21 protein-coding genes and 3 pseudogenes are annotated in these 25154 nt (G+C 65.1%); 19 read left to right on the top strand and 5 right to left on the bottom strand.

The window, feature by feature from the left end; genetic code table 11:
• The 5 genes from AC630_RS26505 to AC630_RS26485 all read left to right on the top strand — a co-directional run.
• On the top strand, nucleotides 1-402 hold a 402-nt coding region (locus AC630_RS26505), incomplete at its 5' end, for a Holliday junction DNA helicase RuvB C-terminal domain-containing protein (protein ID WP_283808453.1).
• Between the two features lie 114 nt (nucleotides 403-516).
• Nucleotides 517-1383 carry a DUF6869 domain-containing protein gene (locus tag AC630_RS26500; RefSeq protein WP_074121371.1) on the top strand — a complete coding sequence of 289 codons (867 nt, stop codon included), beginning with the start codon at nucleotides 517-519 and terminating at the stop codon, nucleotides 1381-1383.
• A gap of 105 nt (nucleotides 1384-1488) precedes the next feature.
• Nucleotides 1489-2406, top strand: a complete 918-nt coding sequence (locus AC630_RS26495; protein ID WP_074121369.1) for a metallophosphoesterase — start codon at nucleotides 1489-1491, stop codon at nucleotides 2404-2406.
• Nucleotides 2407-2520: 114 nt separating this feature from the next.
• Entirely contained in the window at nucleotides 2521-2925 is a 405-nt protein-coding gene (gene ybgC, locus AC630_RS26490) for a tol-pal system-associated acyl-CoA thioesterase (RefSeq protein WP_074121374.1), read from the top strand.
• A 79-nt stretch (nucleotides 2926-3004) separates the two neighbouring features.
• Nucleotides 3005-3472 (top strand): nuclear transport factor 2 family protein, encoded by a 468-nt coding sequence (locus AC630_RS26485; RefSeq protein WP_074121368.1) that lies wholly within the window; start codon nucleotides 3005-3007, stop codon nucleotides 3470-3472.
• 155 nt (nucleotides 3473-3627) lie between these two features.
• Here the strand turns inward: AC630_RS26485 and AC630_RS26480 are convergent, their stop codons facing one another.
• Together AC630_RS26480 and AC630_RS48095 are read right to left on the bottom strand one after the other, a co-directional pair.
• Nucleotides 3628-4347, bottom strand: a complete 720-nt coding sequence (locus tag AC630_RS26480; RefSeq protein WP_074121366.1) for a type 1 glutamine amidotransferase — start codon at nucleotides 4345-4347, stop codon at nucleotides 3628-3630.
• A 38-nt stretch (nucleotides 4348-4385) separates the two neighbouring features.
• Nucleotides 4386-4505: pseudogene (locus tag AC630_RS48095) on the bottom strand (LysR family transcriptional regulator); the annotation flags it as partial.
• Nucleotides 4506-4518: 13 nt separating this feature from the next.
• Between AC630_RS48095 and AC630_RS26470 the strand changes: the two are divergent.
• From AC630_RS26470 to AC630_RS26450, 5 genes and pseudogenes are all read left to right on the top strand, one after another.
• A pseudogene (locus AC630_RS26470) lies at nucleotides 4519-4815 on the top strand (ABC transporter permease); the annotation flags it as partial.
• An 8-nt stretch (nucleotides 4816-4823) separates the two neighbouring features.
• On the top strand, nucleotides 4824-5960 hold the full coding sequence (locus tag AC630_RS26465; protein WP_074121363.1) for an NAD(P)/FAD-dependent oxidoreductase: 1137 nt from the start codon (nucleotides 4824-4826) through the stop codon (nucleotides 5958-5960).
• 32 nt (nucleotides 5961-5992) lie between these two features.
• Nucleotides 5993-6289 (top strand): (2Fe-2S)-binding protein, encoded by a 297-nt coding sequence (locus AC630_RS26460; RefSeq protein WP_028140357.1) that lies wholly within the window; start codon nucleotides 5993-5995, stop codon nucleotides 6287-6289.
• Complete coding sequence (locus AC630_RS26455) at nucleotides 6286-7704, top strand: FAD/NAD(P)-dependent oxidoreductase (RefSeq protein WP_074121362.1); 1419 nt, start codon at nucleotides 6286-6288, stop codon at nucleotides 7702-7704. Before AC630_RS26460 ends, AC630_RS26455 begins: the two co-directional genes overlap by 4 nt.
• A gap of 236 nt (nucleotides 7705-7940) precedes the next feature.
• A complete protein-coding gene (locus AC630_RS26450; RefSeq protein WP_074121361.1) occupies nucleotides 7941-9554 on the top strand; it encodes an ABC-F family ATP-binding cassette domain-containing protein in 1614 nt (537 codons plus the stop codon).
• 56 nt (nucleotides 9555-9610) lie between these two features.
• Here AC630_RS26450 and AC630_RS26445 read toward each other — a convergent pair whose 3' ends face one another.
• Entirely contained in the window at nucleotides 9611-10939 is a 1329-nt protein-coding gene (locus AC630_RS26445) for a dicarboxylate/amino acid:cation symporter (protein ID WP_074121359.1), read from the bottom strand.
• Nucleotides 10940-11065: 126 nt separating this feature from the next.
• On the opposite strand from AC630_RS26445, the gene AC630_RS26440 reads away from it, so the two are divergent.
• The 8 genes and pseudogenes from AC630_RS26440 to AC630_RS26405 all read left to right on the top strand — a co-directional run bounded on the left by AC630_RS26440 (nucleotide 11066) and on the right by AC630_RS26405 (nucleotide 21529).
• Nucleotides 11066-12385: a solute carrier family 23 protein gene (locus AC630_RS26440; protein ID WP_074121358.1), complete on the top strand. Its 1320-nt coding sequence runs from the start codon at nucleotides 11066-11068 to the stop codon at nucleotides 12383-12385.
• Between the two features lie 73 nt (nucleotides 12386-12458).
• Nucleotides 12459-13295, top strand: a complete 837-nt coding sequence (locus tag AC630_RS26435; protein WP_074121356.1) for an SDR family oxidoreductase — start codon at nucleotides 12459-12461, stop codon at nucleotides 13293-13295.
• 99 nt (nucleotides 13296-13394) lie between these two features.
• Nucleotides 13395-14216 carry an NAD-dependent protein deacetylase gene (locus AC630_RS26430; RefSeq protein WP_074121355.1) on the top strand — a complete coding sequence of 274 codons (822 nt, stop codon included), beginning with the start codon at nucleotides 13395-13397 and terminating at the stop codon, nucleotides 14214-14216.
• A 140-nt stretch (nucleotides 14217-14356) separates the two neighbouring features.
• Nucleotides 14357-16441 carry a hydantoinase/oxoprolinase family protein gene (locus AC630_RS26425; RefSeq protein ID WP_074121354.1) on the top strand — a complete coding sequence of 695 codons (2085 nt, stop codon included), beginning with the start codon at nucleotides 14357-14359 and terminating at the stop codon, nucleotides 16439-16441.
• 2 nt (nucleotides 16442-16443) lie between these two features.
• The gene (locus AC630_RS26420; protein WP_074121353.1) at nucleotides 16444-18102 is read left to right on the top strand and encodes a hydantoinase B/oxoprolinase family protein; all 1659 of its coding nucleotides are present in this window, start codon (nucleotides 16444-16446) and stop codon (nucleotides 18100-18102) included.
• Nucleotides 18103-18548: 446 nt separating this feature from the next.
• A pseudogene (locus AC630_RS26415) lies at nucleotides 18549-20265 on the top strand (pyrroloquinoline quinone-dependent dehydrogenase).
• A gap of 133 nt (nucleotides 20266-20398) precedes the next feature.
• The gene (locus AC630_RS44260; RefSeq protein WP_245330522.1) at nucleotides 20399-20725 is read left to right on the top strand and encodes a c-type cytochrome; all 327 of its coding nucleotides are present in this window, start codon (nucleotides 20399-20401) and stop codon (nucleotides 20723-20725) included.
• 36 nt (nucleotides 20726-20761) lie between these two features.
• Nucleotides 20762-21529, top strand: a complete 768-nt coding sequence (locus tag AC630_RS26405; RefSeq protein WP_074121350.1) for a substrate-binding periplasmic protein — start codon at nucleotides 20762-20764, stop codon at nucleotides 21527-21529.
• 81 nt (nucleotides 21530-21610) lie between these two features.
• Here AC630_RS26405 and AC630_RS26400 read toward each other — a convergent pair whose 3' ends face one another.
• Nucleotides 21611-22255: a glutathione binding-like protein gene (locus AC630_RS26400; protein ID WP_074121349.1), complete on the bottom strand. Its 645-nt coding sequence runs from the start codon at nucleotides 22253-22255 to the stop codon at nucleotides 21611-21613.
• 116 nt (nucleotides 22256-22371) lie between these two features.
• Here AC630_RS26400 and AC630_RS26395 point away from each other — a divergent pair, with 116 nt between their 5' ends.
• Nucleotides 22372-23016 (top strand): TetR/AcrR family transcriptional regulator, encoded by a 645-nt coding sequence (locus tag AC630_RS26395; protein ID WP_074121347.1) that lies wholly within the window; start codon nucleotides 22372-22374, stop codon nucleotides 23014-23016.
• A 65-nt stretch (nucleotides 23017-23081) separates the two neighbouring features.
• On the opposite strand, the gene AC630_RS26390 is transcribed toward AC630_RS26395, so the two are convergent.
• Nucleotides 23082-25049 (bottom strand): methyl-accepting chemotaxis protein, encoded by a 1968-nt coding sequence (locus tag AC630_RS26390; protein WP_074121346.1) that lies wholly within the window; start codon nucleotides 25047-25049, stop codon nucleotides 23082-23084.
• Nucleotides 25050-25154 lie beyond the last annotated feature (105 nt).

The raw sequence follows: 25154 nt of genomic DNA, 5'->3' as shown, positions 1-25154 counted from the left end.
CCGCGCATCGCCGGCCGCCTGTTGCGCCGCGTGCGCGATTTCGCCTCGGCGGCCGATGCCGACAAGATCGACCGCAAAATCGCAGACCACGCGCTGAGCGCGCTTGAGGTCGACGCCGCGGGCCTGGACGCCATGGACCGCCGCTATCTCACGACCATCGCGCTCAACTATGGCGGCGGCCCGGTCGGCGTCGAGACGATGGCCGCAGCGCTGTCCGAGCCGCGCGATGCGATCGAGGACATCATCGAGCCCTACCTCATCCAGTGCGGCTATCTCCAGCGCACCCCGCGCGGCCGCCTGCTTACCTCGCATGCCTTCCGCCATCTCGGCATCGCCGAGCCGTCGCGCGACGCGGCAGCACAGTTCGGCCTGTTCGGCACCGATCAGGCCGAGGACGACTGACTGCCGCAGCCGGTGAACCCACGAGTTTCACTCCGTCACTAATGCGAACGCGCGGCGATCGGGGTCGCCGCTCACGCACATGACTTGAGGGGAACGACATTGGAGTGGGGAGACATGGGGCAGACTGACGCGACATTGCTGGACTCAATCGCGGCTGCGCCGCAGCTGCGCACGCCCGACGAGACCGAGGCGTTTCTGGATCCGATGCCGCTTGGCGAGCTGGCGTCGATGTGGTGTGCGCTTCAGCGCGTCAGCCGCCGCGACCAGGCCGGCAGCATCTGGGCCATCAAACTCTATTTCGATCATTTGCCGCATCGCCGGCCGCACGGAGCGCTCGATCTCGTGCTGGAGGTCCTCAGGACCGAGGCCGACAAGCCCACGGTGATGCAGCTCAACGACAAGTTCCTGCTGGCGCTGTTCTACGCACACGGCGAGGAGATGATGGCGCGGGTCGAGCACGAGGCCGCGCACAATGACCGGCTGCGCTGGCTGCTTGGGGGCGTGCATTTTGGTCCCGACGATCCCTTGAGGCCGCGCATTGCAAGACTTGCCGACAGCGAGGCCTGGCACGCCGACCACCTGGCGCAGCGCACGCCGCGCGAGCCGCTCGATTGCGCCAATATGTCGGTTGCCGAACTCGCCCGCGCCTGGGTCGAGCAATATTCAAGGTCCGAACGCGACCAGGACGACAATCTGTTCGCGATCATGGATTTCGAGCGCGACCTGCGCGAGGACGATCCCGACAAGATGATCGACTGGATCCTTCAGATCTTGAAGATCGAGTCCAATCCGGTGCTGCTGTCGCTGCTGGCCGCAGGCCCTCTTGAAGACGTGATCAGCGTCGGGACGATCGACCGCATCGAGCGCGAGGCGCGCGCCGACTCACGGTTCCGTGAGCTGCTCGGCGGCGTCTGGTACTACCGCGCGTCCGGCGAATTGAAGACGCGGCTGGATGCACTGGTCGGGCAAGGCCGCCGGTAACCATCCGGCAGACATCTGCACGCGGGTGCAGATGGTCTGCACGAGCGCACCCCAATTCCGCTTCAATCGGACGGCATCAAGAGGCTGCATCAGAAGCGGGCTTCCATGATCTCGCGCCGTCACCTCATCCGTTCCATCGGCGGTCTGTCCGCCCTCGGCGTCTCGACCGCGGCCTATGGCGTCGGCGTCGAGCCGGTGCTGCGGCTCCGCGTCACCCGCTATCATCCGACGCCACGGCAATGGCCGGCGGATCTTCCGCTGAAGATCGCGGTGATCGCCGACATTCATGCCTGCGACCCATGGATGTCACTGGAGCGGATCGAGGCCATCGTCGATCGTACCAACGCGCTGAACGCCGACCTCATCGTGCTGCTCGGCGACTATGTCGCCGGCATTCGCCAGGTTACGCGCATCATTCCGTCGAGCGAATGGGCCAGGGTGCTGGCCGACCTCAAGGCGCCGCTTGGCGTCCATGCCGTCATGGGCAATCACGACTATTGGGACGACAAGACCGTGCAGCGGATGGGGCGCGGACCAACGGTGGCGCATCGTGCGCTGGAGGCGGCCGGGATCCCCGTCTACGAGAACGACGCCGTGCGTCTCACCAAGGATGGCCGATCGTTCTGGCTTGCCGGCCTCGGCGATCAGCTCGCCTACTATCCGGCGCAGCGCTATCGCCGCTTGCAGCGCTTCGGCGCCGACGATCTTGCGGGCACGCTCGCGAAGGTTACTGACAACGCGCCGATCATCCTGCTCGCGCACGAGCCCAACATCGCGGCGCGCGTCCCCGCGCGCGTCGCGCTGCAACTGTCCGGTCATACCCATGGCGGCCAGGTTCGCCTGCTCGGCTGGTCCCCGGCGGTTCCGACGCAACACGGCCTTCGGCTCGCCTATGGCCATCTGCGGCTGAAATGCGACGTCATCATTTCCGGCGGCCTCGGTTGCAGCATCATGCCGGTCCGCGTCGGCGTGCCGCCGGAAATCGTCGAGGTGACGCTGGGGCGGGGGGCTTTGGCGGCGTAGCGGCGCTTGCGCGGCCGGCCGTTTTTGCGCAAAACGGACTGGTTACCGAAATGCGAAGAGGCTCGCGACGTGACAGCTCATCTCGACGGCGAGGTCCGCGACGGCCGCCACCACATGCAGGTCCGCGTCTACTACGAGGACACGGATTTTTCCGGCATCGTCTATCACGCCAATTATCTCCGCTTCATGGAGCGCGGGCGGACCAATCATCTGCGGCTGATGGGAGCCGAGCAGCAGGCGCTGTTCGAGCAGCCCGCGACGGAAGATGCCGGCTTCGCCTTCGTGGTGCGCTCGATGCATCTGGATTTCCTCAAGCCTGCGCGGATGGACGACGTGCTCGACGTCGTAACCTGGCCGATCGCGGTGAAGGGCGCCTCCATCATGCTGGCGCAGGAGGTGCGGCGCGGCGAGGATGTGCTGGTGAAAGCCGAGGTGCGCGTCGCCTTCATCAGCGGCGGCCGCGCGCAGCCGATCCCGAAATCGATCCGTACGCTAATGAAGGCCGATCTGATTTCGTGATCGCCCGATAGGTGATGCCCTATCGACTCCACCAACTGCGGCGATAGATTTGCGGCCCCGATCGATCGATGAGGCCATCATGTCGCGCCCGCCGCTTCCGCCCTTCACCCGAGAGACCGCCGCGCAAAAGGCCCGCATGGCCGAGGACGCCTGGAATTCGCGCGACCCGGCGCGCGTTGCGCTCGCCTATACCGAGGACAGCCGCTGGCGCAATCGCTCGGAAGTCTTCCATGGCCGAGAAGCCATCGTCGCGTTCCTCACCCGCAAATGGGAGAAGGAGCAGGACTACCGCCTGATCAAGGACCTCTGGGCCTTCGACGACAACCGCATCGCCGTGCGCTTCCAGTACGAATGGCACGATGCGAGCGGCCAGTGGTATCGGTCCTACGGCAACGAGCAGTGGGAATTCGACGAGCACGGCTTGATGAGACGGCGCGAAGCGTCGATCAACGATATCGCCATCGCGGAGAAGGAGCGCCGGTTTCACTGGCCGGCGCCGGGGCCGCGGCCCGCGGACGTGCCGGGGCTGGGAAACGATCCGTTCTGAGCCGGGACATCATTCTCAACCCTCATGGTGAGGAGCCGCCACCGGGTCCGCGCAATGCGCGGCCCGATGACAGGCTCCGCGGCGTCTCGAACCATGCAGGCCCTACTGCTGCATCTCGGCCTCTATCCTTCGAGACGCGCGCAAGAGCGCGCTCCTCAGGATGAGGGGACAGGTCTGCGTGCGAGAAACCTCGTGATCGCCCCACCCAGCTTCGCGTGGTCCATCGGCTGCGCCAGTGACTCCCTCGCCGTTGCAACGACATCATCCGGCGCCTTTCCGTCGCGCAGCTCGCAGCACAACTGCGCGAACTCCACGTTGAATTCCGGATGCGGCTGCACGGTCAGCGTGGTGCCGTTTGCATAGAGCAGGCCGGCATGCGGGGTGAAGTCGGACGAGAGGATCGTCAGCGCGTCGTGCGGGGCCTCGATCACCTGATCCTGATGCGAACAGGCGATGGCAATCTCTTCGCCGTCAATGACGCCGTTGTCCGCCAACACGCGATAGACGTGCCGTCCAATGCCCCAACCATTATCCGACTTGCGCACGGTGCCGCCGAGTGCCTGCGCGATCAGTTGATGGCCGAAGCAGACGCCGACCATTGGCGTCTTGTTTGCGTAAGCGGTGCGAACGAAGTCTTCCAGCGGCGCGATCCAGTCGAGCCCGTCATAGACGCCGGCGGCCGCGCCGGTGATCAGGATGGCCTCGAGCTTGCGCGGGTCGGGAAGCGCATCGCCATTCGGGATGCTGACGATCTCGACCGTGGCCGCCAGGTCCTCGGCGCGGACCATGCGCTCGAACATGTCCGGAAACGAGCCGTGGCGCTCGCGATATTTTTGCGGGACCTGTCCGGTCTCGATGATGGTAATGCGTGCCATGTGCCCTCAGGTAAAGGGTTGCGCGTGCGGTCGCAAGCTTAGTCTCTTTCTGCCTCATGTCGCTGGTGTGGCGCTGTGCGCTCCAGCAGCGCACTCTCCCGGCGCACCTCGTTGAGAAAGGCCTTGGCCAGGCGCGACAGCGGCTCGGCTTCCGACCACCCTGTCTTGCTCGGGCCGACGCTGTTCCGCCGCGTGACGCTGCCGCTGATCCTGCCCGGCGTCATCAGCGGCTGGGCGCTGGCCTTCATCCAGTCTTTCGACGATCTCGGCATGACCGTCTTTCTCGCAGCACCCGGCACCGAGACGTTGCCGGTGCGCATGTTCCTCTGTATCCAGGACAACATCGATCCGCCGGTGACGTCGGTCTCGGCCTGCGTGATCGCGATCACCATGACCGCCGTCATTCTGCTCTACCGCTTCTACGGGCTCGACCGCGTGCTCGCCGGCAGGTGCGATACGGGACGATAGGAGAACCCATGTCCAGGGATTATGACGTCGCCGTCGTCGGCGGCGGACTGCTTGGCTCCGCCATTGCCTGGGGCCTCGGCCGGCTCGGCAAGAGCGTGGCCGTGCTCGACGAAGGCGACATCACCAAGCGTGCCTCGCGCGCCAATTTTGCGCTGATCTGGGTTCAGAGCAAAGGGCTCGGCATGCCGGCCTACACGGTCTGGACCGTGCGGGCGTCGGAAGCCTGGGGCCGGCTCGCGTCGGAGCTGAAGCAGCAGACCGGGCTCGACGTCAGCCTGCAGCAGAATGGCGGTTTTCATCTCGCGCTCGGCGAGGACGAATTCGGCCAGCGCGCCGATTTCGTCAAGCGCATGCACAATCAGGTCGGCGCGGCCGATTACAAGATGGAGATGTTGCCGGCGTCCGAGGTCAAGAAGGCGTTGCCGCTGATCGGTCCCGAGGTCTCCGGCGGCAGCTATTGTCCGCTCGATGGCCACGTCAATTCGCTGCGCACGTTCCGCGCCTTCCACACCGGCTTCAAGGCGTTCGGTATCGACTATTTTCCGGAGCGTCCGGTCTCGGCGATCAGCAAGAGCGGCGGCGAATTCCGCCTGACCACGCCGAAGGGCGAGCTCCGCGCCGCCAAGGTCGTGCTGGCCGCAGGCAACGCCAACCAGACGCTCGCGCCGATGGTCGGCCTCCATGCGCCGATGGGTCCGACCCGCGGCCAGATCGTGGTGACCGAGCGCACCATGCCGTTCCTGCCGCATCCGCTGACCACGCTCCGCCAGACCGACGAAGGCACGGTGATGATCGGCGACAGCATGGAGGACGAGCTCGACGACCGCGCGCTCAAACTCTCGATCAGTGGCGTGATGGCCGATCGCGCGCAGCGCATGTTCCCGCATCTGGCGCGGCTAAATTTGGTCAGGAGCTGGGCCGGTATCCGCGTCATGCCGCAGGACGGTTTTCCGATCTACGACCAGTCGGAGACGCATCCCGGTGCCTTCGTCGCCTGCTGCCATTCCGGCGTGACGCTCGCATCCAACCACGCCTTCGAGGTCGCGCGCATGGTTGCGCAAGGAGCGCTCGAGCCTGAGCTGGTCGGCGCGTTCTCGGCCAGCCGCTTCGGCGGCGCGGGCGCGGCGAACAACAGCGGCTATTAGAGATTTTGAGGAAGGAGCCAAGAGGCATCCCCATGTTCAGACGATCCGAACAGGACAAGCGACCGCAGGTCGAAATCTTCGTCGACGGCGTGGCCGTCGCGGCGCGCCAGGGCGACACCGTCTCCGCCGCGCTTTTGGCCTCCGGCCGCGACGCGCGGCGCTCCACCGCAGTGAGCGGCGCGCCGCGTCTACCCTATTGCATGATGGGCGTGTGCTTCGATTGCCTCGTCACCATCGACGGCGTCGGCAATCGCCAGGGCTGCCTCGTGCCCGTCGCCGAGGGCATGCAGATCGAGATCCAGAAGGGCAAGCGGGAGATCGGAAAATGACTGTCGCTCCCAAGCGCGAAGCTTACGACGTGGTGGTGATCGGCGCCGGGCCCGCGGGTCTTGCCGCTGCTGCGACATCCGCCGAAGCCGGCCTGTCGACGCTGCTGCTCGACGAGAACATCGGCCCGGGCGGCCAGGTATTTCGCGCCATCGCCTCGACACCCGTGACCGAGCGCAATCAGCTCGGCGCCGACTATTGGGTTGGTGCTGATCTCGTGCGGACGCTGCGCGCGAGCAACGCCGAAATCATTCAGCGTGCCACGGTGTGGAGCCTCGATCGCAACCTTGAGATCGCGGTCTCGATCGGCGGCGCCTCCGCCTTCGCTAGGGCGCAGCGCGTGATCCTCGCGACCGGTGCGCTCGAGCGGCCGTTTCCGATTCCCGGCTGGACGTTGCCGGGAGTGATGACCGCGGGTGCGGCGCAAACGATGCTGAAGTCCTCGGCGCTGGTCCCCGACGGTCGCACAGTGATCGCAGGGCAGGGGCCGCTGCTCTGGCTGCTTGCCGCGCAAATCCTCCGCCTCGGCGGCCGCATCGACCGCATCCTCGACACCACCGAGCGTGGCAACTATTTCGCTGCGCTGCCTCACGCCTTCGCCTTCCTGACCTCGCCTTATTTCGTCAAGGGCCTGTCGATGATGCGCGAGGTGCGGGCCAAGGTGCGGGTTGTCTCCGGCGTCACCGAGCTTGCTGCGGCCGGTGACGGCCAGCTCGCGAGCGTGAGCTATGTGGCCGGCGGCAAGCGCGAGACCATTCCCGCGGATCTCTTGCTGCTGCATCAGGGCGTCGTGCCCAACGTCAATCTGGCGATGGCGGCGGGCGTCGAGCATCGCTGGGATGATCTGCAATTGTGCTGGTCGCCGGTGCTCGATGCGAGCGGCAACTCATCGGTCGCCGGCATCGCGATCGCCGGCGACGGCGCCGGCATCGGCGGTGCGACAGCCGCCGTGGTTCGCGGCCGCATCGCGGCACGCGCGGCAGTGGAAGCACTGGCGCCCGCGGCCGCTGCGAAACTCGCGCCGATGGCGCAGCTCCGTGCCGAGCTCGCCAAGACCGAGCGCGGCCGCATGTTCCTCGATACGCTGTTTCGTCCCGCGCCGCAGTTCCGCATTCCTGCCGGCGACACCATCGTTTGCCGCTGTGAGGAGGTGACCGCGAAGGACATTCTCGATGCCGTTGCGATCGGCGCGACCGGGCCCAATCAGCTCAAGGCCTATCGCCGCACCGGCATGGGCCCGTGCCAGGGCCGGCTCTGCGGCCTCACCGTCACCGAGCTGATGGCGCAGGCGCGCGGCAAGACCCCGCAGGAGATCGGCTATTACCGGCTGCGCGCGCCGGTCAAGCCGATCACGCTCGCCGAACTTGCCGCCGTCCCGAAAAGCGAAGCAGACGTCAAGGCGGTGGTGCGCGGATGACTGGGAACGTGGATGCGATCGTCGTCGTCGTCGGCGCGCTGATCGAGGTGGTGGTCACCGCGCTCAAGGGCTGATGGCACAGACCGACCGGGGACGTCAGCGCTCCACGCGCTGTCGTCCCTTCAGGCTTGATCTTGCTCGTCTGCGAGGCTAGTTAGAGACCTCAATCAGGATATTCGCAGCTATGGACATGACCCCGACCGCAAAGCCGACCTGCCTTGCTCACGGGGAATTCCATGCCTGCTTCAATCATTCTGTCGAATCTGTCGCTGTCCACGCCTGACGGCCGTCCTCTTCTCTCCAATATCGATCTGACATTCGCGTCCGAGCGGACCGGTCTGGTCGGCCGTAACGGCGTCGGGAAATCCACGCTGCTTGCGTCGATTTCGGGGGAGCGCGTGCCCCAGTCCGGGCGCATTCTTGTCAACGCGACCATCGGCCTGCTGCGCCAGGACGTTCAACCGCTTGCGGACGCGACAGTGGCCGATCTGTTCGGTGCACGGCAAGCGCTGGAGCTGCTTCGCCGCGCGGAGCGGGGCGATGCCTCGGCCGACGACATCGCCACGATCGACTGGGCCCTCGAAACGCGGCTACAGGCCGCCCTCGCGCGCCTCGGGTTCGATGCTTCTCCCGACACGGCGCTATCCCGTCTGTCCGGCGGCCAGACGACGCGCGTTCGCCTTGCCGCACTGGTGTTCGCCGAGCCCGACTTCCTGCTGCTGGACGAGCCCACCAACAATCTCGACCGGGATGGACGCAAGGCGGTGACCGATCTCCTCGCCGCCTGGCGCGGCGGTGCGATCGTCGTCAGTCACGACCGGGGCCTTCTTGAAACCATGGATGCGATCGTCGAGCTGACGTCGCTCGGGGCAACGCGATACGGCGGCAGTTGGAGCAGCTACCGGGCGCAGAAGGCCGTCGAGCTCGCAGCCGTCAGGCACGACCTCGCGCATGCCGAGAGGCGCCTGTCCGAGGTCGACGGGAAGGCACAGGAGGCCGCGGAGAGGAAAGCGCGCAAGGACAGCGGCGGCAGGAAGAAGGGTGCGAAGGGAGACATGCCGCGCATCCTGGCCGGCGGGCGCAAGGATCGGAGCGAGGATACCGGCGGAAAGACTGCGCAAATTGCCGAGCGGCGGCGCGCGGAGGCGCTCGATGCCGTCGACACGGCGCGTCGGCGCATCGAGATTCTTCAGCCGCTCTCCGTCAAACTGCCCGCGACGAACCTGCCGGCGGGCAGGGAGGTGCTTTGGCTCGACGGGGTCAGCGCCGGCTATCGGCCGGAGCAGCCGGTCTTGCGCGATCTCTCGTTCGCCATCGTCGGACCGGAACGGGTCGCGCTGGTCGGGCCCAACGGCTCCGGCAAGACGACGCTGCTGAAGCTGATCGCGGGCGAGCTGCAACCTTTTTCGGGCACCGTGCGGGTCAAGCCCGACTTCGCGGTGTTCGACCAGAAGGTCAGCCTGCTCGATCCTTCGATCTCCATTCTGGAGAACTTCCGCCGTCTCAATCCGAAAGCGGACCCGAATGCCTGCCATGCCGCGCTGGCCCGGTTCATGTTTCGCGCCGATGCCGCCTTGCAGATCGTTGCCAGCCTAAGCGGCGGGCAAATGTTTCGCGCGGGCCTCGCCTGCGTGCTGGGCGGACCAGCGCCGCCGTCCCTGCTGATTCTGGACGAGCCGACCAATCATCTGGACATAGCGTCCATCGAAGCCGTCGAAGCGGGCTTGCGGGCCTATGACGGCGCGCTGCTCGTCGTCAGTCATGATGAGGCGTTCTTGCAGGCAATCGGGGTTACGCGCCGGCTCGATCTCGCCACCAAGGTGCTGCGCGCCAAGGACGGGATCATCTGATCCCGCCTTACCGTAGCAAAGGAACCGGGCTGCGCCTGCCTTCGATCTGCGCAGCCTCATGCGCTGCCGCCGGGCTCCAGTGCTTCGCCGATCTCCAGCGGATGGGCCATGGTCTCGTGCAATGCGTCGCGATCGAGCTCGCCTTCGGAGATGCTGATGACGACGCAGGCGACACCGTTACCGATCAGATTGGTCAGCGCGCGGCATTCGCTCATGAACTTGTCGATGCCGACCAGGATTGCGATCGACTGGATCGGGATGTCAGGCACGATCGAGAGCGTGGCCGCAAGCGTGATGAAGCCGGCGCCGGTCACGCCCGAGGCGCCCTTCGAGGTGATCATGGCGACGCCCAGAATGCCGAGCTCCTGCCAGATGGTCAGATGCGTGTTGGTCGCCTGCGCCAAAAATAGCGTTGCCAGCGTCATGTAGATGTTGGTGCCGTCGAGATTGAAGCTGTAGCCGGTTGGAATCACGAGGCCGACCACCGAGCGTGAGGCGCCGAGATGCTCCATCTTCTGGATCATCTGCGGCAGCACCGTCTCAGACGACGAGGTGCCGAGCACGATCAGCAGCTCATCCTTGATGTAGGCGATGAAGCGCAGGATCGAGAAGCCGGCAAGCCGGGCGATCGAGCCCAGCACGATCAGCACGAACAGGATGCTGGTGAGGTAGAACGTGCCGATCAGGGCTGCGAGATTGAGCAGCGAGCCGAGGCCGTAGGCGCCGACGGTGAAGGCCATCGCGCCGAAAGCGCCGATAGGCGCGACGCGCACGATGATGCGGATGATGCCGAAGAACATCTTGGCGGCCTTGTCGATCGCGTCCGCGATCGGCTCGCCGGCCTTGCCGAGGAAGGCGATGGCGAAGCCCGAAAGGATCGAGATCAGCAGCACCTGAAGCAAGTCGCCGCGCGCAATCGCGCCCAAATAGCTGTCGGGAATGATCGCCATCAGATGGGCGACGATACCCTCTTCCTTGGCCTTGGTGACGTAGGTTGCCACCGACCTCGGATCGATCGTGGCCGGATCGATGTTGAAGCCGGATCCGGGCTGAAGGGTTCTGCCGACCAGCAGGCCGGCCGCGAGCGCAACGGTCGAGACCGTCTCGAAATAGATCAGCGACTTCAGCCCGACCCGGCCGACGCGCTTGAGGTCGCCCATCGAGGAGATGCCGTGCACCACGGTGCAGAAGATCACCGGCGCGATCATCATCTTGATCAGCGCGATGAAGCCGTCGCCGAGCGGCTTCAAGGCCTTGCCGAGATCGGGGTAGACGTAACCGATCAGCACCCCGAGCACGATCGCGATCAGCACCTGGACGTAGAGGACCTTGTACCACGGCTGATGCCGGCGATGGATGGCTGGCTGGACCGCGACTTGTGTCATATGGTGTGCCCCGGAACGCATTGATCTTGAATGATTTGCATCATGTGATGGCCGCCGTGGAGGCGACAATCACATTTTTGTCGGATCGCACGAAGATCGATCGTTGCACCGCAACTGGGGGGGAATATGTCGACTGCAACAAGCTCGGACGAACAGACGCAAGGCTACTTTCCGCGTTGGACGTTGAAGACCTCGGGGGTGATCATGCCCGAGGAGCGATTGCCGCTCGGCCAGACCATCGTCTCCGGTCTCCAGCATTGCGTCGCAATGTCGGGCTCAACGATCATCGCGCCGCTGCTGATGGGGTTCGATCCCAATGTCGCGGTCCTTTTCTCCGGTATCGGCACGCTGATCTTCTTCGTCATCGTTGCGGGGCGCGTGCCGAGCTACCTCGGCTCGAGCTTCGCGTTCATCGCCGTCGTCATCGCCGCCACCGGCTATGCCGGGCATGGACCGAACCCGAACATCTCCGTCGCGCTCGGCGGCATCATCGGGGCTGGCGTGCTCTATGGCGTGATTGCGTTGGTCGTGATGTGGTTGGGGGTTGGCTGGGTCGAGCGGCTGATGCCGCCGGCCGTCACCGGCGCTGTGGTCGCCGCGATCGGCCTCAACCTCGCGCCCGTGGCGGTCAAGGCGGTGAGCGCCGGCGCGTTCGACACCTGGATCGGGCTCGCGACCGTTCTGATCATCGGCGTGGTTGCCGTTGCTGCTCCGGGCCTGTGGCGCCGCCTGCCGATCATCCTCGGCGCGATCGGCGGATATCTTTTGTACTTGCTGTTCGCGAATGGCCTCGGCTTCGGCAAACCGATCGACTTCGCGCAACTCTCGGCCGCGCCCTGGCTCGGCCTGCCGAACTTCACCACGCCGACCTTCCAGGCCGATGCGATCTTCCTGATCGCGCCGGTTGCGATCATTCTCGTTGCCGAGAACCTCGGTCACATCAAGGCCGTCGGCGCCATGACGGGCCGGAGCCTCGATGGCTATCTCGGCCGCGCCCTGCTCGCCGACAGCCTCGCGACGATCGTGGCGGCCTGCGGCGGCGGCACCGGTGTCACCACCTATGCCGAGAACATCGGCGTCATGGCGGCGACGAAAGTCTATTCGACTTTGCTGTTCGCGTTCGCGGCCACGGTGTCGATCCTGCTCGGCTTCTCGCCGAAATTCGGCGCGCTCATCCTGTCGATTCCCGGTCCCGTCATCGGCGGCCTCTCGATCGTGCTGTTCGGATTGATCGCGGCGATGGCCGGGCGGATCTGGGTCGAGAACAAGGTCGACTTTGCAAATCCGGCGAACCTGATCACCGTCGCCGTGGCGCTGACCGCGGGGGCCGGCGACCTCACGCTCAAATTCGGTGCGTTCACGATCGGCGGGATCGGCACGGCCACCTTTGGTGCCATCATTCTTTATCAGATCCTGACCTCGCCGCTGGCGCGTCGCGCGGAATGAATCCCAGACCTGCGCTGACGAGATGGAACAAAACTGCCGGTTCCGTCGATGACGATCATTCCGGAGAAAGCCCATGCCGCAGACCGATCGCTCACCCCCGTTTCCCTCGCGCCTCGTCGGCCAATACGCGCTGGTGACCGGCGCTTCCCAAGGCATCGGCCGCGCCGTCGCCATCCGTTTCGCCCAGGAAGGCGCGACCGTTGCCATCAACTATTTCGAAAATGCGGAGCGGGCGGAGGAGACGCTCGCGCTCGCTCGGACAGCTTCGAGCGATCGCGGCCACGGCCGGCTCGATCACTGCATCGTCAAGGCCAATGTCGGCAATGAGCAGGACATCGTCACGATGTTTGAAACGATCTTGGCGCGCTGGAAGCGCCTTGATTGTCTCGTCAACAATGCCGGCTTCCAGAAGGAATCGCCAAGCGATGCGCTCGACGTCGAAACCTATCGCCGCATCATCGACGTCAATCTGAATGGCGCCGTGCTCTGCGCGCAGAAGGCGCTCGCGCATTTCGTGGCGCGCGGCGGTGGCGGCAACATCATCAATTGCTCGAGCGTCCACCAGATCATTCCGAAGCCCGGCTATCTCGCTTATTCGATCAGCAAGGGCGGCCTGGCCAATCTGACGCGCACGCTGGCGCTCGAATTCGCCGGCCGCGGCATTCGCGTCAACGCGGTCGGGCCGGGCGCGATCGACACGCCGATCAACGCGGCCTGGACTGGCGATCCCGCAAAGCGCGGCGTCGTCACCAGCCACATTCCGCTGGGCCGCGTCGGGACCCCGGAAGAGATCGCGGCCGTGTTCGCCTTCCTCGCCTCGGATGACGCGAGCTACATCACAGGGCAGACCATCTATGCCTGCGGCGGCCTGACGCTCTTTCCCGAATTCCGCGAGAATTGGGCGAGCTAGGTGTAGTCTTCAGGAAGCGACCTCGTTCTATCGCGGGGGCGTGCCGCCGGAGCGACGGTGATCTGGCAAAACGCCGCGGTGCAAACTACATCATGTGCCATGACAAATGCTCCGCTGGCAAACCCTCCGCTCCAGGATTTCGTCGACCGGCACGAACGTCTGTTCGTGCTGACCGGCGCCGGCTGCAGTACCAATTCGGGCATTCCCGACTATCGCGACAGCCACGGCAACTGGAAGCGGACCCAGCCGGTCAACTTCCAGGCCTTCATGTCGGAAGAGCCTACGCGCCAGCGCTATTGGGCGCGCAGCCTGATCGGCTGGCGACGCTTCGGTCAGGCGCGTCCGAACGATGCGCATCATGCGCTGGCCCGCCTCGAGGCGAACGGGCGGTGCGGGATGCTGCTGACCCAGAACGTCGACCGGCTGCATCAATCCGCCGGCCACCGGCAGGTGATCGACCTGCACGGCCGGCTCGATCTGGTCCGCTGCATGGGCTGCGGCGGCAAGACGCCGCGCAATGAATTCCAGGAGGCGCTTGGCCGTGCCAATGCGGAGTGGCTGACGCTCGATGCGGCCGATGCACCGGACGGCGACGCTGATCTCGAGCACGCCGACTTCTCGTCGTTCAAGGTGCCGGCGTGCGAAGCCTGCGGCGGCATCCTCAAACCCGACGTCGTGTTCTTCGGTGAGAACGTTCCCCGCGATATCGTCGCCACGGCGCAGGATCACCTGGAGCAGGCCGACGCGATGCTGATCGTCGGCTCCTCGCTGATGGTCTATTCCGGCTTCCGCTTCGTGCAGATGGCGGCGCGCCGGCAGATTCCCATTGCGGCGGTCAATCTCGGACGCACCCGCGCCGACGATCTCCTGACGCTGAAGGTGGAGGAGCGCTGCGAGGCGGCACTTGCATTCCTGCTCTGAGCGGCCGGCGTCGCGAGCACTCTCCTATCGCATAGGTGCCACGAAACCGGCCCCGGCGGCTTCACCATTTGCGCCGCCGCTGGTATGAAAATTGCTGCGGTTTCGACCCCAGTCTGACGATCAGCACGGAGAATTTTGGAATGCTTGAGGGAGCCGAGGTGCGCCTTGCCGTGGATATCGGCGGCACGTTCACCGACATCGTGCTGGACGTGGGTGAGGTGCGCAAGACGCGCAAGGTGTTGACCACGCCGCAGCGGCCCGAGCAGGCGGTGCTGGACGGGATGCGTCTCATTCTCGCTGACGCGCGCGCGCATGTCAGCGACATCGACGTCTTCATTCACGGCACCACGCTCGCGACCAACGCCATCATCGAGCGGCGCGGCGCCAAGACGGCGCTGATCGCCACGAACGGCTTCCGCGACGTGCTCGATATCGGCACCGAGAGCCGCTACGACCAGTACGATCTCAGCATCGACAAGCCGAAGCCGCTGGCGCCGCGATCCCTGCGCTTCACCGTCCCCGAGCGCATCGACGCCCATGGCGCGGTCCGCCTGCCGCTGGATGAGGCCGCGGTGCGCGCGCTCGCGCCGAAACTGCGTGCGCTGAACGTCGAGAGCGTCGCGATTGCCTTCCTGCACTCCTACGTCAATCCCGAGCACGAGCGCCGCGCGGCCGCGATCCTCGCCGAAGAGATGCCCGGCATCTCCGTGACGGTGTCCTCCGCCGTGTGCCCGGAGATCCGGGAATATGAGCGCACATCGACCGCCGTCGCCAACGCCTATGTGCAGCCGCTGATCGACGGCTATCTCGCCCGCATGGCCCACGCCTTGCAGGTCGAGCAGTTCCGCGGCGCGATCTATCTCGTCACGTCCGGTGGCGGCGTGACGTCGATCGAGACGGCGCGGCGTTTTCCCGTGCGTCTCGTCGAGTCCGGCCCTGCCGGCGGCGCGATCTTCGCGGCGCAGATCGCGGCGCGCCTCGGCGAGCGCAAGGTGTTGTCCTTTGACATGGGCGGCACCACCGCAAAAATCTGCCTGATCGAGAAATTCCAGCCTGAGACTTCGCGCGTGTTCGAGGTCGATCGTGCGGCGCGCTTCCTCAAAGGCTCCGGCCTGCCGGTGCGCATCCCCGTGATCGAGATGGTCGAGATCGGCGCCGGCGGCGGCTCGATCGCGCATGTCGACGCGATGAAGCGCGTCACCGTCGGGCCCGAGAGCGCCTCGTCGGAGCCCGGGCCCGCCTGCTACGGCCGCGGCGGCCAGCGTCCGGCGGTGACGGATGCGGACGTAGCCCTCGGCATGATCGATCCCGACGCCTTTGCGGCCGGCACGATCAAGCTCAGCCCCGAGCTTTCGAAGCAGGCGCTGCTCCGCGACGTCGGCGAGCCGCTGGGTCTGTCGGCGGAAACCGCGGCTTATGCCGTGCATGAGGTCGTCTGCGAGAACATGGCGAGCGCCGCGCGCGTGCATGCGGTCGAGCGCGGTGAGATTGTCGGCCAGCATACGCTGATCGCGTTCGGCGGCGCCGCGCCGTTGCATGCGGCGCGTGTGGCCGAGAAGATCGGCGTCTCCAGGGTGATCGTGCCGTCGAATGCCGGTGTCGGTTCTGCCGTTGGCTTCCTCGCGGCTCCCATCGCCTATGAGCTGGTGCGCAGCCGACACGTCCGGCTCGACGATTTCGACACCGAGGCGGTTTCCGATCTCTTGCAGGAGATGGCGGTCGAAGCGCGCGCGCTGGTCGAGCCCGGCGCAGCCGGCGCACCGGTGCGCGAGCGCCGCGCCGCCTTCATGCGCTATGTCGGCCAGGGCCACGAGATCACGGTCGAGCTGCCGAACCGGCGGTTGACGGGGAGCGATCTCGCCGGCCTGCGCCAGAAGTTCGAGGCGGACTATTCTGCGATGTTCGAGCGGCCGATCCCGGGCGCCGCGATCGAGGTCCTGAGCTGGTCGGTGCTCGCGAGCACCGAGGCGCGCAATCCGCCCGCGGTTGCGGCCGTCGCGCGCAAGCCGGCGGGTAAGGCCTCCGGCAGCCGCAAATTCTTTGACGGCCGCGCAGGCGAGGTGATTGAGATCCCGCTCTATCGCCGCGAGGACATGGCGCCGGGCACGACCATCGCAGGTCCCGCCGTGATCGCAGAGGACGAGACATCAACCTTCGTCTCCACGAGTTTTGACGCCCATATCGACGGTGCCGGCAGCATCGTCATGGAACGAAAGGCGGCCTAATTATGAGCAAGGCAAGCGGCGCGAGCCTGATCGACCTTCAGATCATGTGGCACCGGCTGATCGCCGTGGTCGAGGAGCAGGCGCAGGTGCTGCTCCGCACAGCCTTCAGCCCGATCGTGCGCGAATGCGGCGACCTCTCCGCCGGCGTGTTCGACCTTAGGGGACGGATGCTGGCGCAGGCGGTGACCGGCACGCCCGGTCACGTCAATTCGATGGCGGAATCGGTCAAGCACTTCATCGCACATTTCCCGCTTGAGACGATGAAGGAGGGCGATGCCTACATCACCAACGACCCCTGGATGGGCACCGGCCATCTCAATGATTTCGTCGTCACCACGCCGTGCTTCAAGGACGGCAAGGTCGTCGCGCTGTTCTCCTGCACCAGCCATCTGATGGACATTGGCGGCATCGGCTTCGGACCCGACGCCACCGACGTGTTTATGGAGGGGCTCTACATCCCCATGCTGAAGCTGATCGACCAGGGCGTCGTCAACGAGACGCTGATGGCGATGATCCGTACCAACACGCGGCTGCCGATCGACACCGAGGGCGACACCTATTCGCTGGCCGGCTGCAACGACGTCGGCTGCGAGCGCCTGGTCGAGATGATGGCTGAGTTCGGCATCGACACGCTCGACGAGCTCGGCGACTACATCTGCGACCGCTCGCGCGAGGCCGTGCTTGCCGAGATCGCGAAGCTGCCGAAGGGAAGCTGGCGCAACAGCATGGTCGTCGACGGCTATGACGCGCCGGTCACGCTGGCCGCGACGCTGACGATTTCGGAAGAGGGCATTCATGTCGATTTCGACGGCACCTCGGCCGCATCGAGGTTCGGTATTAACGTTCCCTTGTCCTATACGACGGCCTACACCGTGTTCGGCCTCGGCTGTGTCGTCGCATCGCAGATCCCGAACAATGCCGGCTCGCTCTCGCCGCTGACGGTGTCGGCGCCCGCGGGCGCGATCCTCAATGCGCCAAAGCCCGCGCCTGTCGCCTCCCGCCACATCATCGGCCAGATGCTGCCCGACGTGGTGTTCGGCTGCCTGCGCCAGATCATTCCGGAGCGCGTCCCGGCGGAAGGCACCTCGTGCCTGTGGAATCTCAACGTCCGCGGACAGACCCGCTCGGGCGTCGGCGGCAATTACGGGTTCTCAATGGCCGTGACCAGCAACGGCGGCACCGGCGCGCGCTTCGGCAAGGACGGGCTCTCCGCCACCGCCTATCCCAGCGGCGTGCGCGGCACGCCGGTCGAGATCGCGGAGACGCAGACGCCGCTGATGTTCTGGCGCAAGGAGCTGCGTCCGGATTCCGGCGGAGCAGGGCGCACCCGCGGCGGCCTCGGCCAGATCATCGAGGTCGGCACGGGCATCGACGCGCCCTTCGACATCCTGGCGGCGTTCGACCGCATCGATCATCCGCCACGCGGGCGCGATGGCGGCCGGGATGGCGAGGCCGGCTATGTCGGCCTGAAGTCCGGACAGAAGATGCGTGGCAAGGGCTTTCAGACCGTTCCGCCGGATGATCGGCTGGTCGTGATGACACCCGGCGGTGCCGGCATCGGTGCGCCCACGATGCGCGATCGCGCGGCGGTGAGGGACGATGTCGAGAGCGGGCTGGTGTCTTCAGAAAATGCCCTGGCGATCTATGGGCACGCGGGGTGAGGTGGCTCTATCGCCTGCGTCGCCGTTCTATCTCGTCATGATGATCTCGACTTCGTGCTGCTGCTGCTGCTGCTGCTAACGATCGGGCCGGGCAGTGACGCGATCGTGCCGAAAGTGCTTTGCGACTTGCCCGCTTCAGTCCGGGATTTGTCGATTGAGACAAAACGGCAGCGTTGCTGCCGTTTCAAATTCGCCCTCGCGCGTCAAATTCACGCCGTGCGCGCATTCCGTCTTTGCACGCACTGTGATCCGGCGTACGCTATGCCTGCTAGCAGAAGTACAACAGCAACCACTCCAGTGAACGTAGCTCCTTTGGCGATGTGCGCCGAAAGAGGGGGACATCTGTTGGCGGTTCGGAGAACTATCGACGTGTACTGAATTGCAAATACCCCTCGCACCGGCGCTTGCAAGACGCAATCAACAGACACAAGCGGGAGGAAGTGCACATGAGGAAGCAATGGCTTAACTCGGGCTTACCTGTTCTCGTCGCTGCGACACTTGCGACGTCGGCGGCGTGGGCTCAAGCCGTGGATACTGCCCGGATCGATGCCGCCGGTCAGAACGATTGGCTCACCTATCACGGCTCGTACAAGTCGTATCACTACAGCCCCCTCTCACAGATCAACGCCGGCAATGTGAGCAATCTGGGTGTCGCCTGGATCCACATCCCCGGACGTTCGACGCGAGGGCTGCAATCGATGCCGCTCGCGGCCGATGGCGTGCTCTACTACACCGGCTCCTATAGCCGCACCTTTGCGCTGAACGGCGCTACCGGCGAGGTGATCTGGTCCTACTTCCCCGAGCTGGATGAAGCCTTGATCGCGCGGCAGACCCATTCGCCCTACAATCGCGGCGTCGCACTCGGCGAGGGAAAGGTCTATGTGGGGACAATGGATGGCCGTCTCATCGCGCTCGACATGAAGAGCGGAAAGGTCATGTGGGACACCAAGCTGATCGATTCCCAGAAGCTGACCGTTGGGTTCACCGGAGCGCCGCTTTATGCCAAAGGCACGGTGGTGATCGGCGCGCAGGGGGGCGAATGGCCGGGCCGGGGCCCGATCTTCGGTGTTGATGCTGCCACCGGCAAGAAGAAATGGGAATTCCTGACGGTTGCCGGCACCGACGAGGCCATGAAGACCTGGGGCAATGACTCCTGGCGTACCGGCGGTGGCGGCGGCTGGATGCCGGGTACCTACGATGCCGAGAACAACGCGGTCCTGTGGGGCACTGCCAATCCGGCGCCGCTCTACGACTGGTCGGGGGCCGACTACAAGACGCAAGGCGCGCGTCCGGGAGACAATCTCTACACCACCTCGGTGATCGCGCTCGATATCGATACCGGCAAGCTGAAATCATATCACCAGGAACTGCCTCACGACGCCTGGGACTTCGATAGCGCGGTCGGCGAGTTCGTGATGCTCGATCGCGACGGCCAGAAATACGTCGTCCATCCGAACAAGAGTGGATACATCTTCGTCTATGACCGCAACCTCGGCGTCAAGAACGTCTGGCGGATCACGCAGAACAGCAATTTCGTCAAGGACATTGATCCCAAGACGGGTGCGCTGATCGGCCGTCGCGACTTCTCCGCCGGCAAGGTTTCCGAGCCGTTGTGCCCGCACATTTCCGGTGGGGTGAGCTGGAACTCCGGTTCGTACAACCCGAAGACGGGGCTCTATTACAAGCTCGGCCAGGAATGGTGCATGAACCTCGAAGTTCAGAAGACGACCCCGATCGTTGCTCCTCAGGCCCAGCTCAACATCGGCGCCGACTTCAAGATCACGCCGCCCCCCCGGCGGAGAGATCTATGGCCATCTCGACGCGCGCGACCCCATCACCGGCGCCAAGAAGTGGGAAGTCCGCTTCCCTGAGCCACCGCTCGGAAGCGTATTGTCGACCGGAGGCAATCTGGTGTTCGTGCCGGATTCGCGAGGCACAGTTCATGCCTACGATGCCGACTCCGGCGCCGAGCTGTGGAGTCACGGCGACGGCACCGGCCATCAGGGCGGCATCATCAGCTATGCCGTCAACGGCAAGCAGTACGTCGCCGTCGTCGCCGGCTTCGGCGGCATGGCTTCGGATGACTACGCGCCGACCTTCGGCGGTGTCTACAAGAGCATGCCGCGCGACGACGGCGCGCTCGTCGTCTACAGTCTGAGATAAGGCCATCGTGACGCCGGGAGGGAGCGACGTGACGCCGCTCCCTCCCATCGAAGCGGAGCTGATGCGCCGCGACGCATTGGATTCCTGAGAGGTAGGTTTAGCCGGTATGCGATTGGCTCGGGACATCACGACGTTGTCGACGTCGACACTTGCCGCGCTTCTCACGATTTCAGTCTTGCCTTCTCGCGCGCAGCAGCCTCCTCCGCCCGCGCCGGATAGTGGACAGGTCGATGTCGGACAGTTGTTCGCGACGACCTGTGGCTGGTGTCACTCCGACGGCGGTCGCGCTGCCGGCAAGGGACCGCAGCTCATGGACACCAAGCGGGATGACGACTTCATCCGCAACCGCATCAAGAACGGTAAGGAGGGCGCGATGCCCGCCTTCGGCGAAACGTTCAGCGATGCGCAGATCGACGATATTATCAAGTACATCCGCGCCCTGAAGCCACACGAAGGCTAAACCGGGAAACCAGTACTGATCTGCACCGGAAATCTCATGAAGACCTGTCTCCTCCTCGTGGTCGGCGCCCTGCTCGGACTTACCAATGTGGCGCAGGCCCGTTCCCTTGATGCGATCCGCGAGTCCGGCGCGCTCGGACTGTGCGCCCACCCCAACTCGCTGCCCTTCGCCAACAAGGCCGGTAACCCTCCGGGGTTTCAGATCGAGTTGGGCCACGCGCTCGCGCGCGAGCTTGGCGTCTCGCTCAGGCCCGATTGGATCATCACACAGTACCAGATGCGCAGCGCCGGCTGTGACATCGTGCTCGACATCATCGCCGATCGCGAGGCGCAAGGCGAAACCCGCTTGAGGATATCTAAACCGTACTATCGCACGGGCGTCGCGCTCGCGGTGCCGTCCTCCAGCGCGCTGACCTCGTTCAAGAGCCTCAACGAATCTACCAAGGTGGGAGTGCAGGTCGGATCCGTCGCAGCCATGATCATCGGTCAGCGGCGCGTACCAACATCGACGTTCGGCTTCGAGACCGACAGCCTCGATGCGGTGTCAAATCATGACATCGATGCCGCCGCGGTCACGCCCACCGCGGCGAGCTATTTCAATCTGACGCATCCGGACAAGGCACTCCGAATACTGGATCGCGACGAGAGCGTGGCCGATCTCAACTGGAATGTCGCTGTCGGCATGGTCCGTCCGGATGATGCGCTGCGCGAAGCCATCGACCGGGCACTGGAACGGCTGCGCAACGACGGTACAATCGACCGGATATACGGCCACTATGGGATCGTGCTGCAAGCGCCGAAATAGCTGAATTGCTCGAAAGAACGACGCCTTCCCGGCCCAGCCGGGACGACGTCGCTATGTGAAACATCAGATATGGCTTCGGCCTTAGGCTGCCGCCTTCTTCCGCGCCTGCTCGGCCTTGTACAGCTCGAACTCTTCCGCAATCGCCTTCGCGATCGAGGGGCGCTGGCGCAGGCGCTCGTAATAGGCCTTCAGGTTCGGCCATTTCGCAAGCTCGATCGGCGGCGTCGCCATGGTCCAGTTGATGACCGTGACGAGATAGGCGTCAGCCACACTGAAATGGTCGAGCAGGAAGTCGCGTCCCTCCAGGTACTTGTCGAGATAGTCGAGCCGCGACAGGTTCTTCTCCAGCACGTAGGCTTTTGCTTCCTGCGGCGCCTTGCGGTCGAGCACGGGGACGAACAGGCCCTTGTGTAGCTCGGTGCCGATGAAGCAGAGCCATTGATGCAGACGCGTGCGATCAATGCCCTGTGCTGCGCCCAGACCAGATTGCGGGAAGCGGTCTGCGACATATTGCAGGATCGCCGCATTCTCGGTCAGCACCACGCCTTCATCGGTGCGCAGCGTCGGCACGAGGCCGATCGGGTTCACGTTACGGAAGTCGGAGCCGTCGCTCAGCACCTTCTTCGTCGGCGGATCGACTTCGAGATAATTCGCCTCGGCGCCGGCTTCGTACAGCGCAACGCGGGTCGCCATCGAACAGGCGAGCGGCGAGAAATAAAGATCCATCTTGGGGCTCCTTGGGCAATTCCTTGGTGTGACTTTTGGAGTGTCGCTCAACCTGGCCAGATTGATTTTTGTACTGTCTTGCATAATATATCGTCGGTCAAGGATTAAATTGCGAAATGGTACAAAAATCGAAGCCGCCGGCTGTGGCCACTCCCCCCAAGCGTCGCGGCCGCCCGCGCGCCTACGAGCCCGACGTCGCGCTTGGCAAGGCACTCGATCTGTTCCGCCGGCAGGGCTTTGCTGCGACCTCGCTCGACGATCTCAGCGAGGCCACCGGCATGAACCGGCCGAGCCTCTACGGCGCCTTCGGTGACAAGCGCGAGCTCTACATCAAGAGCTACCAGCGCTATCGCGAGGAAGCCCGCGCCGCGATGGTGGAGATCTTTCGCCAGGAGATGCCGGTGCGCCAGAGGCTGGAGCGCATCTTCGCCTCGGCGCTGAACATCTACCTCTCCGGTGAGAGCGGTCCGCGCGGCTGCTTCACCGTGGTGACCGCGGCCTCCGAAGCGGTGGGTGATCCCGAGATCCGCGCCATGGTGCTCGAGGGCCTCACCGAACTCGACAAGGCTTTTGCAAGTTGCTTCCGCCGCGCAAAAGAAAAAGGCGAGTTGCCGGAGAGCGCCGATCCCGCCGTGCTGGCCCAGCTCGCCTCCGCAACCGTGCACACCATCGCCATCCGCGCGCGCGCGCGTGTCCCGCGCAAGGATCTGGAAGCGATCGTGAAGGGCGCGATCGATGTGATGGTGGGCGCCAATAGCTAGGCCGTCGATCCGGACCAGCGCAGCGCCGGGACGACACCGAGAAAGTAGCGCGATCCCGCGCCTGACTACGCCGCCCGGATATGCGCGAGGAAGCGATCGACCTCGTCGCGAAGCCGTTGCGATTGCTTCGACAGTTCGACCGCCGAGCCCAGTACTTCCTCCGCCGCCGTTCCCGTCGCTGCGATGCCGTCGGTGACGCCTGCGATGTTCTGCGAGACTTCGCCGGTGCGGGCGGCGGCCTGCTGGACATTCTGCGCGATTTCCTGCGTCGCTGTGCCCTGCTGGCTGACGGCGGCCGCGATGGCTGCGGAGATCTCGTCGACCTGCTGAATCGTCGCACAGATCGACTGGATGCCGTCAACTGCGCCGGTGGTCTCGCCTTGTACCGCCGTCACTTGCGCGCCGATCTCCTCGGTCGCCTTTGCGGTCTGTGTCGCCAGCGCCTTGACCTCCGACGCCACCACCGCAAAGCCGCGGCCGGCCTCACCGGCACGCGCAGCCTCGATGGTCGCGTTCAGCGCCAGCAGATTGGTTTGCCCCGCGATGCCGTTGATGAAGGAGACGACGTCGCCGATCTTCTGTGCCGCGTCCGCAAGGCTCTGCACGCGCGCGTTGGACCTTTGTCCGTCACTCGCGGCCTTGCCCACCACCTCGGTGGCATGCGCGAGACGGCGGCTGATCTCGCTCATCGACGACGACAGCTCTTCGGCCGCGGCCGCGACCGTCTGCACGTTCTCCGAGGCCAGCGCGGAAGCCGAGGACACCGCATGTGTCTGCGCCTTCGATTGCGCGACGATGGCCGACATCGACCGTGCCGTCTGCTCCATCTCGACCGCCGCGGAGGATACAGTGGCGACGACCTCGCTGATGCTCGCCTCAAAGCTGTCGGCGAGCGCGGCGAACGCCCGCCGCTTCTCCCGCTCGGACTGTGCCACGGTGTCGGCCTGCTGGGCCTGGAGGCGGTTGAAGCTCACGGCGTTGTCGCGGAACACCGCGACCGCCTTCACCATCGCGCCGACCTCGTCGTTCGCCTTGCTGGCGGGAATGGCAACGTCGAGACGGCCGTCTGCGAGCTCGCGCATGACGCTCGTGATCGACAGGATCGGATGCGAGATGCTGCGGGCGATGAGATAGCCGACGATTGCGGCGAGCCCGAGCCCGAGCGCGGCGATGCCGAGCGAAAGCCACCACGCGCGATCGGCGGAAGCGACATAGTCGGCATTGTCCATCACCAGCTCGACGGCGCCGAGCGGCTTGCCGGAAAAGTCCTTGATCGGTCCGAGCAGCGCGGCGACCGGCGTGTCGTCGAGCTTGGCCTGTCGCACCGTGAACTCGCCGCCGGCGGCGCGACCGTAATTGGCCGCATCGAAGAAGCTCTTGCCCTTCAACGTGCCGCCGAACAGCTTGAAGCCCGAGCCGTCCGCGAGGTGGAAGGCAATGTCGACATGGCGGTTGAGCTTGAAGTCGTCGAGGAAGGACTGGCCGAAGGTCAGGCCGAACTCCACGGAGCCGAGATGCTTGCCGGCTTGCGCTATCGGCACCACGCCGCGGATGCCGAGCCCAGCCACGCCGCCTTCGAGGCCGACGACAACCTTGTGCTCCTGGTTGGCGACCAGAACAGTCTTGCGGAAGCTTGAGAGGTCGTCGCCGAATTTGGCGGGCTGGTGGATACGCAGGAACGAGGTTGCTGGCGCCACATGAAACTGGAACTGGTCGACGCCGTATTCCGACTTGGTCGCGGCAAAGACCGGCCCGAACAGGCCGACCAGGGCGTTGCGGTCCTGCTTGGCCATCGCGTCCTGCGTGGCAGGCATCGCGGCCACGACGGCGCTCATGGCGGCAGCGCGGTGAGATTCTTCCGCAATCCGCGACAGCAGCGCATCATAATGGCTGCGCAGCTCGCGCTGGTCGGCGCGGTCGATGATCCCGGCGATGATCCACATCGCCCCGAGCACGGCAAACAGCGCGGTCGCCGCCGCGGTGACCGCCAGGGCAACCGTGATCCGCATCCTGAGGCCGAGGCGCGCGCGCATGTCCGACTCGTTCTTTGAGCGTTGGTTAAGAACGCCTACCAAATTCTCGCTAAGAGAGGGTGAACGGGGAGGCACGGCTAGTGGTTGTGGTCGGTGGGCCGCCGG

It is taken from the genome of Bradyrhizobium sp. AS23.2 (assembly GCF_001908185.1).
In the GTDB taxonomy this organism is placed as follows: Bacteria; Pseudomonadota; Alphaproteobacteria; order Rhizobiales; family Xanthobacteraceae; genus Bradyrhizobium.
This window is presented reverse-complemented; position numbering and strand designations above follow the sequence as displayed.

Excerpts from the sequence above, each read along its gene's own strand:
- ybgC (WP_074121374.1), top strand. The coding sequence starts at position 2,521 with ATGCAGGTCCGCGTCTACTACGAGGACACGGATTTTTCCGGCATCGTC.
- AC630_RS26485 (WP_074121368.1), top strand. The coding sequence starts at position 3,005 with ATGTCGCGCCCGCCGCTTCCGCCCTTCACCCGAGAGACCGCCGCGCAA.
- AC630_RS26455 (WP_074121362.1), top strand. The coding sequence starts at position 6,286 with ATGACTGTCGCTCCCAAGCGCGAAGCTTACGACGTGGTGGTGATCGGC.
- AC630_RS26390 (WP_074121346.1), bottom strand. The coding sequence starts at position 25,049 with ATGCGCGCGCGCCTCGGCCTCAGGATGCGGATCACGGTTGCCCTGGCG.
- AC630_RS26400 (WP_074121349.1), bottom strand. The coding sequence starts at position 22,255 with ATGGATCTTTATTTCTCGCCGCTCGCCTGTTCGATGGCGACCCGCGTT.
- AC630_RS26435 (WP_074121356.1), top strand. The coding sequence starts at position 12,459 with ATGCCGCAGACCGATCGCTCACCCCCGTTTCCCTCGCGCCTCGTCGGC.
- AC630_RS26480 (WP_074121366.1), bottom strand. The coding sequence starts at position 4,347 with ATGGCACGCATTACCATCATCGAGACCGGACAGGTCCCGCAAAAATAT.
- AC630_RS26395 (WP_074121347.1), top strand. The coding sequence starts at position 22,372 with ATGGTACAAAAATCGAAGCCGCCGGCTGTGGCCACTCCCCCCAAGCGT.
- AC630_RS26425 (WP_074121354.1), top strand. The coding sequence starts at position 14,357 with ATGCTTGAGGGAGCCGAGGTGCGCCTTGCCGTGGATATCGGCGGCACG.
- AC630_RS26430 (WP_074121355.1), top strand. The coding sequence starts at position 13,395 with ATGACAAATGCTCCGCTGGCAAACCCTCCGCTCCAGGATTTCGTCGAC.
- AC630_RS26440 (WP_074121358.1), top strand. The coding sequence starts at position 11,066 with ATGTCGACTGCAACAAGCTCGGACGAACAGACGCAAGGCTACTTTCCG.
- AC630_RS26420 (WP_074121353.1), top strand. The coding sequence starts at position 16,444 with ATGAGCAAGGCAAGCGGCGCGAGCCTGATCGACCTTCAGATCATGTGG.
- AC630_RS26465 (WP_074121363.1), top strand. The coding sequence starts at position 4,824 with ATGTCCAGGGATTATGACGTCGCCGTCGTCGGCGGCGGACTGCTTGGC.
- AC630_RS26445 (WP_074121359.1), bottom strand. The coding sequence starts at position 10,939 with ATGACACAAGTCGCGGTCCAGCCAGCCATCCATCGCCGGCATCAGCCG.
- AC630_RS26500 (WP_074121371.1), top strand. The coding sequence starts at position 517 with ATGGGGCAGACTGACGCGACATTGCTGGACTCAATCGCGGCTGCGCCG.
- AC630_RS26450 (WP_074121361.1), top strand. The coding sequence starts at position 7,941 with ATGCCTGCTTCAATCATTCTGTCGAATCTGTCGCTGTCCACGCCTGAC.
- AC630_RS26405 (WP_074121350.1), top strand. The coding sequence starts at position 20,762 with ATGAAGACCTGTCTCCTCCTCGTGGTCGGCGCCCTGCTCGGACTTACC.
- AC630_RS26460 (WP_028140357.1), top strand. The coding sequence starts at position 5,993 with ATGTTCAGACGATCCGAACAGGACAAGCGACCGCAGGTCGAAATCTTC.
- AC630_RS26495 (WP_074121369.1), top strand. The coding sequence starts at position 1,489 with ATGATCTCGCGCCGTCACCTCATCCGTTCCATCGGCGGTCTGTCCGCC.